General features: G+C 58.1%; 9 protein-coding genes. 2 read left to right on the forward strand and 7 right to left on the reverse strand.

What is annotated here, in order from left to right:
- Nucleotides 1–32 precede the first annotated feature (32 nt).
- Nucleotides 33–3,152 (reverse strand): PD-(D/E)XK nuclease family protein, encoded by a 3,120-nt coding sequence (locus tag K6U75_05610; protein MCL6474511.1) that lies wholly within the window; start codon nt 3,150–3,152, stop codon nt 33–35.
- A gap of 87 nt (nt 3,153–3,239) precedes the next feature.
- On the opposite strand from K6U75_05610, the gene K6U75_05615 reads away from it, so the two are divergent.
- A complete protein-coding gene (locus tag K6U75_05615) occupies nt 3,240–3,689 on the forward strand; it encodes a hypothetical protein (protein MCL6474512.1) in 450 nt (149 codons plus the stop codon).
- On the opposite strand, the gene K6U75_05620 is transcribed toward K6U75_05615, so the two are convergent.
- A complete protein-coding gene (locus K6U75_05620; protein ID MCL6474513.1) occupies nt 3,690–4,478 on the reverse strand; it encodes a phytanoyl-CoA dioxygenase family protein in 789 nt (262 codons plus the stop codon).
- 215 nt (nt 4,479–4,693) lie between these two features.
- On the opposite strand from K6U75_05620, the gene K6U75_05625 reads away from it, so the two are divergent.
- Entirely contained in the window at nt 4,694–6,574 is a 1,881-nt protein-coding gene (locus K6U75_05625) for a glycoside hydrolase family 127 protein (protein MCL6474514.1), read from the forward strand.
- A gap of 11 nt (nt 6,575–6,585) precedes the next feature.
- Here the strand turns inward: K6U75_05625 and K6U75_05630 are convergent, their stop codons facing one another.
- The 5 genes from K6U75_05630 to K6U75_05650 form a co-directional block, all read right to left on the reverse strand.
- Nucleotides 6,586–8,205 carry a mechanosensitive ion channel family protein gene (locus tag K6U75_05630; protein ID MCL6474515.1) on the reverse strand — a complete coding sequence of 540 codons (1,620 nt, stop codon included), beginning with the start codon at nt 8,203–8,205 and terminating at the stop codon, nt 6,586–6,588.
- Nucleotides 8,206–8,231: 26 nt separating this feature from the next.
- Nucleotides 8,232–8,867, reverse strand: coding sequence for a site-2 protease family protein (locus K6U75_05635; protein MCL6474516.1), 636 nt, complete (start codon nt 8,865–8,867; stop codon nt 8,232–8,234).
- Nucleotides 8,868–8,986: 119 nt separating this feature from the next.
- Nucleotides 8,987–10,339 (reverse strand): diaminopimelate decarboxylase, encoded by a 1,353-nt coding sequence (gene lysA / locus K6U75_05640; GenBank protein ID MCL6474517.1) that lies wholly within the window; start codon nt 10,337–10,339, stop codon nt 8,987–8,989.
- Between the two features lie 82 nt (nt 10,340–10,421).
- Nucleotides 10,422–11,117 carry a hypothetical protein gene (locus K6U75_05645; GenBank protein ID MCL6474518.1) on the reverse strand — a complete coding sequence of 232 codons (696 nt, stop codon included), beginning with the start codon at nt 11,115–11,117 and terminating at the stop codon, nt 10,422–10,424.
- Nucleotides 11,118–11,220: 103 nt separating this feature from the next.
- Entirely contained in the window at nt 11,221–12,783 is a 1,563-nt protein-coding gene (locus K6U75_05650; GenBank protein MCL6474519.1) for a hypothetical protein, read from the reverse strand.
- Nucleotides 12,784–12,800: the final 17 nt, after the last annotated feature.

Here is a 12,800-nt window from a genome sequence, read left to right on the forward strand (position 1 = left end):
CAAAGGGGTTGTTCCATAAGAACCCGCACTTTTCACAAGTTTTTTTCGTTTGAGGGATAAGGTTCGCCATCGTGCACGGGCGTGTCCGTGCCCTTGACCGTGCGGCATATTCCGCTGTATTCACACAGGCTGCAATGGTCTCCGGGTACGGGCGCAATGTCGCCTGCTTTCAGGCGGTTCAGCAGTTCGCTAATCTTGCGCGCGGCGGTGCGTTCGATGCTTTTCCAGCGTTCGCCGTGCACATGCTGTACCACGTTGTAATCCTCCTGAGATTGTTTGCCCAGCCGTTGCAGGAGGTCGGTATTTAGCGTGTCGGTAAACAGTATGCGGCACCGTTTGCCTTCCAGCGCGCCATCCAGCGCGACGGCAGCAGGCGTCAGCTTCCATACCTGCCTCAGCGCAGCCACGTACAGAATCGTCTGTAAATCTTCGCCCGTCTGTATCTCCTGCCACCATCTGTCTCTCAGGTTGCGTTTGTAGTCGATCAGTACGGCTGCAGATGTCTGCGGGCAGATGTCCACGCGGTCTATCCTGCCGCATATCCGCATTTTCTCTCCATTGGGCAGGGTCAGGTGCAGCGGTGGCTGAGTAACTGGCAGGGTTTGTTCCTCGTCGTCCGGGGCAGGACCGAAAACCGCTTCCGTATACAGCGTCTGCAAACCAAACGCGGTGTATATCTGCTCTTCGCGTTCCAGCACCGAGCGCACCATATCTTCCAGCTGTTGTAACAGCAGTTGCCGTTCCCCGATGGGACGGTCTACAGGTTGCTCTTGCGCTATCTCCTGCAGCAGAGTATGCAGAGGCTGTTGCTGGTTGCGTTGATGGCGATGCAGCACCGCGTGTAGCCAGCGACCCTGTCCGGTGGCGTAGTGCGTTCTCTCCCCACGCAGTTTCATCTCCCACCGTACGAAATGCCGGAAGGGGCATTGCTGTAAATCTTCCAGTTCGCTTGCCGAGTACGCGCGGCGGGTGGGATGTGGAATGCGGGTGGTGAGGCGGGGGAAATCGGGCAAAAAGCGCCACCGCCACCATTGCCTGCACCTTTCGGGATGTTCGTTCAGCCAGCGATGAAGGGTCTGTGCGGTGTGCAGTCGTTCGGTGGTATCCATCTCGCGGCGCGTGTGCGGGTTAAAGTCGAAGAGCGAGTCCACCAGGGTACGCTCCATATCTCGTTCGTCCACCGTGTGTGAGAGGGGAGCGGTGACGTCGTTGAGGCGCAGGCTGCGCTGGGTGATGCCTTCGGGAGGGAATATCTCGCGCAGAGAGCGCAGGTAGAATGAGGGTTGGACATCGTGGTCGCCCTCGGTGCGAGAGTAGGTGAAAATCACCTTTTGCGAGGCGCAGGTCGCTGCCTGATAGAAGACAAGCCTTTCCAGAGCGGCGCTGTCCGTGCTCAGCGGAAGGTAGCAACCCGCATGTTCGTTCACCCAGCGGCGGTCGTCATCGCGCAGGAGGGCATCCTCCGTAGCGCGTTTGGGGAACCTCCCTTCCTGCATTCCCATGACGAACGCCACACGTGGACGCAGGGGACGGCTGCGGGCAGCCTCCAGAAGCCACACCGCGTTGCGAAGGGAGTAGCTGTGCCTTTGGGGAGTTACCGCCCATGCCTGTTCCACCGCTCGCGCCCAGTCGGTCGGCGTGCCGGGCTCCTCCGCGTCCAGCAAGGCAACCACCTGATGCGCTACCTCCAGAGCCTGCGCGAGAGCATCGCCGTGTTCCGCTGCCAGCACAGAGCCGAACTTCATGGAGCTCAGTGCCCTTTCTAACGTGTCCAGCCATTGCTTCGGAGTGGGGGATTGTGCCAGAGCCTGTGTCCACTCGATGGTCTCGCGAAGGAGAGTTGCTGCCGGATTGCCTTCACCCGATGCCTGCTCGGGGAGGCGCAGCCAGTTTGTTGCCCCTGAACGTATCCCCCGGCGAACCGCCAGCAGGCGGAGACGGTCTGCATCCATGATGTCTATCGGCAGATAGCCGCTTTTCAGCCATTGCAATACGGACTCGCGTGGGTAGTCACTTGTATGGAGGTGCAGGAAAACGGTCAGGGCGCGTGTCAGCGGATGCTCGCTCAGGGGTCTGGTCTCAAAGCTCTGCGTGGGGATGGCAAATCGGGAGAACACCGCTTCGATGGTCAGCAGCACATCGGGCAGGTCACGACAGAGTACCGCAATCTCACCCCACGCCATGCCGTTGCGGTGTAGCTGCGTGATTTCACGGGCAATCCACTCGATCTCCGCAAGCAGATACGGTGCCTCCCATATCTCCACAGACGGCGATACCTGTACGGCTGCCCCGACAGGCGCAGGGGAGAGCAGATGCGCAGCAATGTGCAGAACCGTTGAGGATGTTTGTTCATCCTGTGACAGGGACAACTGTTCGTGGCGCACTTCAAAATGTTCTTGCAGGCATTTCAGCGTAGCAGAAGTGCTTTCGAACAGCGCGTCTCGCCCTTCTTCCCAGCAGAGTGTGACCACCAGGTCACGCCCAGTTTCGGCGAGGGCACGTAAGAACTCCAATTCACTGGCACTGAAACGGGCGAAGCCGTCAAACAGCACACGGCGCGGGATACGAGGGGTCCGAGGTGCATCGCGCAATGCTGCGGCGGCGATACGGTACACATCGTCTTCCTCTTGCCAGCCTTGTTGGGTGAGCAAGCGGCGATAGGAGCCCCACACCCGCGCCAGTGCGTCCACTTTCTCCCTTTCCTGTGAGTGCTGAGCCATACTCTGCAACGCTTCCGGTGAAATCCCCTCGCGAGCCATCTCCCTTGCCCACGCCGAGAGCAGAGTGAGTATACCATCGCGGCCGACAGCGTGTTCCAGAAGACTTCCAGGTTGAGCGAGAAAGCGAATCGCCCTGCGAAGGATCCAGCGGCGCAGGTGCAGGGGAACCACCCGCGCTCCTCCTGCGGTTAGCGCCACCTCGGAGGCGAAAGCATACAGGCTCCGTACCGTCCTGTCAGCCTGTTCGGGGGGCGTGCCCTCCGCTTTCAGGATGGCGCGGGCAACCTCCGACTGCGTTTCCGACGGCAGCACCAGACACGCCTGCGCCCGTTCTTTCAGGCAGGCCTGAATGCACCGACGGGTTTTCCCACCCAGTGCGCGTGCTGTCCATACGGTTAGAGGTGGCTTTGTCGTCTCCGTTGCCGTCGTCATATTGACCCCTGTGTGCTGAAAGCAGTACACTATAGTAGTATATTCGTTTTACGGGCGAATGGCTACTCCACGCCTGTAGGGTCTTTTGTGGAAAGAACATCTCTGGATATGGGTCCGATGATGCAACGGGCGCATGGTTCGCCCGGTCGGGCGAGGCGTACAGGCAAAATCGCTGCTGTGGTTGCCGTTACGGGCGTTTTCGGCATGCTTGCGTCGCTGGGGTTACTTGTCGGTCGATCGCCTCGCCAGCCATCCACGATGTTCCACAGAGGCTACGTTCTGCCCGCGCCCAAGCCGATGCCGATCCCAACGGTTTCCCCGCCGATGGTAACCGTAACCCCACCGCCTGCCGTTCCACAGGTTATCCTGTTGCCTCCGCCGCGTCGGTCGCTCTGGGAGATTCGCGCGGAGCTGAAGCGCGGGCTGGGGGAGTGGGAGTTTCCGCACTACGTGAACGCACCCCATTATGGCTCCGGCCCCGACAGCCCTTTCCCCAGCCCGTTGAAGCCACATCTGGCAGTCGTACACGCGGAGTAGCTAGGCACCTTCCGCCAGCACAGGGAACAGCTCCCCGGCTAAAGGCTCACCCGGCTGTAAGCCCAGTCCATCGGTTACCACATGGGGCTTGCCGTTGTACAGGGTGCCGTCTGCCATGAATATGGTCACCATCGCGCGGCGTGGACGGTCGGTATGGTTCGCTTCCGCATAGTGGAACGTCAGCCCGTGGTGGAAGGTGCAGCTGCCAGCCTTCATGCGAGCAACATAGGGAGGTTTCACCTCTTTGTCGGGCACGAGTGCGAAGATGTCCTGCGGGGTGACCAGATTAATCGCTTCCAGCTCGCCCCACAGATGCGAACCGGGGATGAACTGCATACAGCCGTTGTTCTCGTCCACGTCGTCCAGCGCCATCCAGCACGAAAGCTGGTCATAGCCTATCATGGGCCAGTATGGTCGGTCCTGGTGCCACGGAGACGGTTTGCTATCGCCCGGCATTTTGGTGAGCAAGTGGTCGTGCCACAGGCGAATGCGCTCCGCACCAATCAGACGCCGCGCGATCTCGGCGATGCGCGGGCTGAGCACATACCGACGGATGCCCTCATGAACCCGCCACAGGTTCACCTTCTGCACGAAGACCTTCTCGTATTCGGGGTTCGCCGCAGAGGTTTCGATGCGAGGGTCAAACCGCTGTGAGAGCACCTCATCGGCAGCAGCGCGAAGTGCTTGCAGCTCTTCCTCACTCAGGACGTTGTCCAGTTGCACAAAGCCGTTGTCGCGAAAGAAGGCAATCTGCTCCTCGCTCAGGGGATAATGCAGTACTGTGGTCATCAGCGCGCCTCCAGTTCCGATGTGTTCCAAGTTGTTTAGCATAGTTTACCATGTGCAGGAAAGGCAGTCAACCTGGCATATCGCCCTGCGCAGTCTGAAGTCTGCGCTACGGAGAGGGATGTCATGGGCTAAGGTCGCCGCAAGAGGACTTGCCCACCGACACGGTGAAACTTCCACTGTATCACCGAATACAATGGGGAGGTTTATCACGATAGATGCAGTCGCCATCCTCATCGACGGTCGTGTGCACGCGCAGCAGCGCATATGCCCGCTTGAAATCCGTTGGTGTGCGCGAGGTTCAGCTAACCAGCGGGTTGCTGCATGAGCGGTTCCGCACTAACCTTGCCGCGGGTATTCCCGCAGGCTGGACGCAGTTGTGGGAGAGCCATACCATTCCCAACTTCTATGTGGTGAGTGGGCGCCGCCCCGGCGAGGTGAAGGGGCCTCGTTACATCGACTCAGACGGCTATAAGTGGCTGGAAGCGGCGTGCTGGGCGTATGCACACGCGCAGGACGATACCCTGAAGGCGTGGATCGACGAGTTCGTAGACGTGATTGAGGCGGCGCAGGAAGAGGACGGCTACGTAAACACCCATTTTATGGGCGAGCGTCAATCCCTGCGTTTCACCGACCTCGATCACGCGCACGAGATATATTGCTTCGGGCACCTCACACAAGCGGCTATCGCCCACCACCGCGTGACAGGCGAGAGCAAACTGCTGAACGTCGCCCGACGCTTTGCTGAACTGCTGTATCGCCTGTTCGGACCAGAAGGCAGATGGGGTGCGTGCGGACACCCTGAAGCGGAGATGGCGCTGGTAGAGCTGTACCGCGAGACCGGGGAGCGCCGCTATCTGGAACTGGCATCACGCATGATCGATGCCCGTGGGCGGAAACCGCCTGTGCTGGACGGCTCGATCTATCTGCTGGACCATGCCCCCTTCCGCGAACAGCGCGAAGCGGTGGGGCACGCGGTGCGCGCGCTGTACCTATACGCAGGTGCAACAGACCTGTACTTGGAAACCGGTGAAGCGGCGTTGATAGAAACCCTTCATACCCTCTGGGAAGACGTATTCACCCGCAAGGCGTACGTGACGGGTGGACTGGGCGCACGCTATGAGGGTGAAGCGTTTGGACTGGCGTATGAGTTGCCGAACCTGCGGGCTTACGCGGAAACCTGCGCTGCCATTGCAGGCTTCATGTGGAACTGGCGGATGCTGCAGGTGGAACCCGATGCGCGCTATGCCGATTGGATGGAGATCGCGTTGTACAACGGCATCCTGTCGGGTATGTCGCTGGACGGTAGACGCTACTTCTACATGAACCCGCTGGAGTCGCGCGGCGGCTACGAGCGTTCGCCGTGGTTCGGGTGCGCCTGTTGCCCGCCCAACGTGCATCGCACGCTGGCGTCGCTGCCGGGCTATCTGTACAGTCTGGACGAGCAGACGGTATACGTTCACTTCTACGCGGGTAGCCATCTGGACACCCGGTTACCCAACGGTCAGCCCGTTCAGATTCGGGTACAGACCGACTACCCATGGTCTGGCGACATCGAGGTGCAACCGTCACCAGGCAGCTATACGCTTGCCTTGCGCATCCCCGGCTGGGCTTGGGAGGCGGAACTGCGCATCAACGGTGAACGACTGGAAGCCACACCCGGAAGTTATGCTATTGTGCAACGCGAGTGGCAAGAAGGCGATAGTGTACATCTCTCGCTGCCCATGACGATTGAGCTCCTTCGTGCCAACCCGCGTATTGAAGAGGACAGAGCCAGTGCTGCGCTTCGCCGCGGACCGGTAGTGTACTGCCTCGAGCAGGTAGACCTTGCCGAAGGTAGCTTGCTGGACATTTACATGCCAGAAGATACCAGCAGGTTGCGGGCGAAACACATGCCTGCGTTGCTGGGCGGAGTGGTGGCTATCGAAGGGAACGCCCTGCTGGATACCGTGCCTCGCGAAAGCCAGCCGCTGTATGTGCCCGTTTCACGCTACATTCCCCCACGCCATCGCGAAGTGCGGGTGCGATGGGTACCGTATTATGCGTGGGCGAACCGTGGAGCAGGCGCGATGAAGGTGTGGCTACCTATCACCCGATAAAAGCAGCAACGTTACTGCGATTGGGTGTTGCGGTCGGGAATAGTTATGCGGTTGCCATCGCGTATCGCCAGGTAGGTGGGTGACATGATTTCTATTTCAGCCGCATCGAACACGTCTTTAATGTTCTGGTGAAGACGAGAATAGATAACCTGCAGGCGATTGGGACAAGAGGTGTACACATTTAGCTCGTAGGTGACGTAAGAATCGTCAAGTGAGGTTATCAGCACGAAGGGCGCGGGATTCTTTTCGCAGTCTTCGGTTCGGAGAGCTGCTTCTATCAACAAAGCCTCCACCTGCTGCCGCGGGACATCATATCCGATGGATACCGTCGTGTGCAGAATGATCCCATTCGGGGCAGAGGAATAGTTGACCACGCTTGCGCTGAGGATTTGCAGACTTGGGATCAGCACATCCTCGTTTTTCAGAGTTCTCAAGCGAGTGTACATAAACGTGGAATCCACAATGTCGCCCACATAATCTCCAATCTTAACGCGGTCTCCTCGTCGGAAAGGACGCATATAAGCGATGACAATTCCTGCGATGAAGTTCCCGACTGTGGTCGAGGAGCTGAAAGAGACAATGACTCCCATAAAAACTGTCACTACCTTTGCAAAATCTGTTCCTGCACCAGGTATATTAGGGGCGATAAAAAAGAGAGCGACTAATACAATTACAAACTTGCCCAGCGAGCGCGTTGGTCTGACAAATTCATGAGGCACATAAGGTTCCAGACTGACCGCGCCCGATTCTGCATATGTCATCACCATCTCGAAGCCCCTCAACACTAATCGGGCTACAATGACAATAATAAAGATATTGACGATTCCAGGAATCGAGTCTACGATAGCACTGCCCATGCGTGATAAAGTCTGTAAAGCCGCTCGTTGCAACAAATCGCTGTGTGGTCGTGTGGCAGGGAAGGTAGCCAGTAACAGCTGGATATAGACAAGAAGTATGACGGTGTATGCGACGAAGTGCTCTATCGAGATTATACGTGCCATCAGTATGGTTACTTTCTGAGGCGAAATCAGCGTCGCCTGTCTCCAACACACGCCGTTCGAGCATATAGACGACCGTTGCAACCTCTGGTCAATGAAAGATGTTAGTCGTCGAACAAAATGCCATACCAATGGCAGCAAGACACTATACATTATCGCCAGCATAGTGGCACGGGTGTATTCCCGACGCAGTTCTCTTAGGCGACGTTGCTCTTCCTTTTTCTGCTGCTGTAAGCGGATTTCGCGAAGCGCAAACTCCAGTCTTTCTGCATACTCTGTGGCTACAGATAAGGGGCTGCGTTCGCCTGCGTCCTGCTCGCCGATTACTAGCAAGATGCCTTTGTAACGCTTGTGCTGGATATAGGGCAGTCCAGTCACCCGATCGATGCCTACTACGAAGTCAGCGGGGTCTGCCAGACGGTCTTGCACCAATTTTTCTAGACGGTAGTTCACAAGCGCGACACGCTGTTGGACGGACATTCCACCCAGCGCGTGTCGAAGCACAAAGACTTCTTTGTTCCCAATGCGTACTGGCACAGGGGGCGACGAGGACTCTTGGGTGAGCGATGGAGGCATACCTGAGAGCAACAAGAAAACAATGAGTAAATAGAGGTGACAGTGGCGAACTGACACGAGTGGACACCTCCAAGAACGTGCTCCTATAGTCCCATTCCCAGCAGGCGGGACACGACCATTGCGGTAGGCAGTCCCACCAGCACAGATAGCACGCCCGGCACCACAAACACCAGCGCGAGCAGCAGGATGGGACCGAAGCGGAACATCGTTAGCTCATAGCGGTATGCCGCGTCGGCGGGGAGCAAGCCAGCCAGAATCTTAGAACCGTCCAGTGGAGCGATGGGGATGAGATTGAAGAACATCAGCCCGATGTTCATGTAGACCATATACACCATGAAATCTGCCAGGCTTGGCGTCATGCTTGGGGCGAACAGGCGCGTAACAACGGCCAACACGGCAGCGAACACCAAGTTCGAGAAAGGACCCGCTGCCGCGACCAGCATCATATCGCGGCGCGGATGCAGGAAATTGGCCGGGTTCACCTGCACCGCCTTGCCCCAGCCGATGCCGCGTGCGCCTGTGACCACCATCAACACCACCATCAACGTGCCCAGCGGGTCGAGATGGTCTATGGGGTTCAGCGAGACACGCCCCTGCCGTCTCGGCGTGGGATCGCCCAGGCGGTCAGCGGCGATGGCATGTGCGAATTCATGCACGGTAATGCATAGCACAAACGCCAACAGCTGCATGAAGATGAAGTTCCAATCCAGATTTCCCATCTTACCGAACAGTCCTCTTTAGATTCCGTCGTGCTTGCGCTTTCATATACGCAGCAAATCACTGGCGCGTTCCGCATTTCCGAACGCGCCAGACGGTCTCCAAACGGTTCCGGTTTACTTTACGCTCTTTCCATCACCGGTTGTTCTGACTGCAGCCGTTCCGGGATGCGGTCGTGTGCCAGCAGGTCATCCAACGTTTCGCGCTCCACGATGACCTCAGCACGCCCTGCGTTCACCAGCACCATCGCCGGGCGCGGGAAACGGTTGTAGTTACTGCTCATGGCGTAGTTGTATGCGCCCGTAGACGGAACAGCCAGGATGTCGCCCGGTTCCGGCTGGGCAATGGCAACGTTCCGTATTAAAATATCGGTTTCGCAGTGCTTGCCCGCGATAGTCACGACGGTATTTGCCGGGCGGTTTGCTTTGTTAGCCACCAGCGCGGTATATACAGCGTCGTAGAGCTGCGGGCGCGGGTTATCGGACATCCCGCCGTCCACCGCCACATAGGTGCGCGTGCCGGGCGGCTGATGGATGGGCACTTGCTTGATTGCACCGATGGTATACAGGGTTAACCCTGCTTCTCCCACAAGTGCGCGCCCCGGCTCCTGCAACAGCGTGGGGTACGGCAGGTTGCGTCGCTCCAGTTGCTGGGTCAACACACCGACAATTCGCTCCGCATACTCCTCAAAGGTCGGAGGTTGGTGGCTCTCGATGTAGCGAATACCCAGCCCACCTCCGATGTTGAGCTCCTCCACCGTGTAGTTCAGCTGCTTGCGAAGGGTGTGCATAAAGTCCACCATAATCTTCACCGCCCGCTCCTGCGCTTCGGTCTCCAGCAGCTGCGAACCGACGTGGCAGTGGATACCCTTCAAGCGCAGGTGCTGCGTCTCCAGCGCACGGCGTACCCCTTCCAGCGCGTAGCCGTTGCGGATGTTCAAGCCGAATTTCGTGTCCGCCTGTCCCGTGCGGATGAAGCGGTGCGTGTGGGGGTCGATGCCGGGCGTGACGCGAATCAGGATAGGTACCTGCTTGCCTGCCTCGGCGGCAACCTGCTCCAGCATCTCCAGCTCCAGCAGGTTATCCACCACGATGCGCCCCACGTCATGCTGCACCGCCATTTGCAACTCGAACAGCGATTTATTGTTGCCGTGGAAAACCAGCTTCTCTGGCGGGAAGCCTGCCTTCAGCGCGGTGTACAGCTCGCCTGCTGACGCCACGTCCAGGTCGTAACCTTCCTGCGCCACGATACGAGCGACCGCCATGCACAGTAACGCCTTGCCTGCGTAGGCGATTTCATTGCGGGGATAGCGTTTGTCGAAGGCGCGGCGGTAATCGCGCATGTTCTGCCGAAAAGTGGCTTCGTCGAGTACGTAAAGCGGGGTGCCGAACTGTTTTGCCAGCTCTACCGCGTCGCACCCACCGATTTCCAGATGTCCTTGCTCGTTAATCCGTTGTGTACCTAACAGCAACATCCTTCCCCTCAAACCGACAGTGGAGTTTGTGTAATCAGAGCAAAGGATATCACGGTTTGCCTGCCGAAGTCAAGGTGCGGCGTTATTCGTCACCCCACTTGGTGCTGCCGGTGTAGCCACACACTCCCACCCGCGGCGAGTTGACAACGGGAAGCAGCATCTCTTCCCCGCACTCGTGTTGCTGCGCGCAGTGTTCGCATAGCCAACCCAAACCCTCCCAAGCGCATTGACTGCAGACATACTTTGCAGGTTGACCGCAGATGTCGCAGCGGATGTCTGGTGGACGATTGCGCGCCAGCAGAAAGACGCTCTTGCTGGGAACCTCTGCCTCAAACGAAGAGAGCACCTTCAGGGTGAGTTCAGTGGTGTCGCCCATATCGTACTGGTGCGTGAAAGACATGCCTTCCTTGAGCACCTGATGGAACGGGCGGTTCATGCTGCGCTCGTCGCCCCAAAAGGAGGCTTCGGGATGACTGAGGTAAATAACACCACCGATCAAAAACTGGCTCAGGTGTCCGCAACACTCCAGCCAGATTTCACGCAGAAATCTGTCCAGACGTTTCAGCGTCGCATCGGTAGAGATGGCGATGTAGAGCCAGTAGTCAGGGATGTGTCTGTCGGCTACGGACAGCAGGAACACCGTATGTGAAATGTCGCCAGATGGGTGCTGTGCGAAGTATGCGGGCGCGCAAGTGCGCAAGTGACGTGCTGCCGCTGCTTTGCTCATTTCCGTGCCGCAAAGCTTGCAGAATCCAGCAGCGGCTACTGGCGTGGACATGGGTCAGGCTGCCTCCTTTGCGTGAGCATCGACATCATTGTACCTGCCGAACCCTATCACTGCAAGCGCTACCGGCGGTGATGAAACCGAAATCTTAAGTGGGCTATTTTTGCGGGAAGCCTTCCAGCGACTCCTGCAGCCTGCGCCAACCTTCCATTTTGAGCAGGTCTTCCAGCCAGCTTCCCTCGCGCACCCCACCCAGTAACGTCTCACCGAAGATAGGCTCGCGCCAGAACCCACCGCTCTCCCAGGACTGCTTGTAGACGCGAGCGACTTCGGCAGTTTGCGGGTCCTTTACGTAGGTCTGGTCACTCAGCACGTTGCTCCATGCGGTAGCCGTGCGGCTGTTGAACTCGTTATGCTCTTTCATCATTTGCAGCACCATCTGGTTTAGCAGCCGCTGCTCATCCGTAAACCGCTGCAAAGCGGAAAGCGCATGTTGCGGGTTGGTACTCCAGCTGGACAGCACGCCCGTAAAAATGCCGGACGCCTGCGCAAACTCGTTCGTCGGAGCCTGCAGGGTGTGTATCATAAATCCTGCGAAGACGTTTTGCGTGCTGGCGATGTAGTCCGTTTGCCCACTGGTAACCAGAGTGCCCTGCACCTGCGCCATTCGGGTCAGTGAACCGCTCTGAGCGAGCAGTGCAATTTTCACGGAGCTGCTTCGCATACCGGGTGGCATCATCGGCAAAGCGAGGTTCCTCGACTCCATCTGCTGCTCCAGACTGCTTTTCGGTAATTTCTGGCGCTCCTTCAACTCCCACTTCTGACCCGTTTCGCCCTCCCAAAGCGCAAGCAGCAACTGGATGACCTCTTCCTCCGACGAAATCATCACAGGTTGCGGGAGTTGAGTGCTTTGTCCATTGATGGTGATGATGGTGGTGGCGTTGCCACCGAAGCCAGTCTGCAGCATCATCGAGTTCACATCGACTAAATCAATGCGCACCATCTGCTCGCCCTTCTGCACGATCAGCACCGGCATTCGCTTTGTGCCCTGTCGGATAACGCCTCCTTGCACGGTAAACCCTTCGGGCACGTGCAGGGTCGCTGCTTCCATCCCCACCTCGGCGTCGCGAACCACCTCCTTCCGCCAGGACACCATCTCCTTTGCGGACAAGAAGTGCACCCCTCGCAGCAGGGCAACCATCTCATCCAGCTTGGATTTGTCCGTCTTCTCTGGGAAAAGCAGCGTTACCAGCAGCGCCATTTTCTCGCCCGGGAGGATGGCGGTGATTTCCCGATAGGGTTCTGGCGGCGAAGTGCCTGTTAGTCCGAAGTTGACGGACATGATGGGCACGAGGGCGTACGGGTAGCCCAGGTCCTCTCCGACCAGCACCACCCCTTTGCCCACCTTGCGGAAGGCATACCGTTCGTGACGGAACCCGGCTCCCAGCGCTTTGCGTTCAGACAGCCAGGACTGCGCGAGCTTCTGGAGGTTTCCATCGTAGCGCGCTGCCCGCATCAAGATGAAGTGAAAATGGTCGTGCAGGAGGTAGGCGTTGCCGCGTGGACTACCTGTCCATCCCTCTTTGGCGGGATACGCTATACCGTGTAGCCTGTCCACTATCTCTGTTGGTTTGAGTGTCGGCGATGACTGCGCCACAGCGTGCTGCCACCCACAGATGACAGCCAGCAGTAATATCATGCGGCTCCACGTCGGTGTCATTGAGTACCCTCCTTTCT

It is taken from the genome of Bacillota bacterium, assembly GCA_023511455.1.
Taxonomy (GTDB): domain Bacteria; phylum Armatimonadota; class HRBIN16; order HRBIN16; family HRBIN16; genus HRBIN16.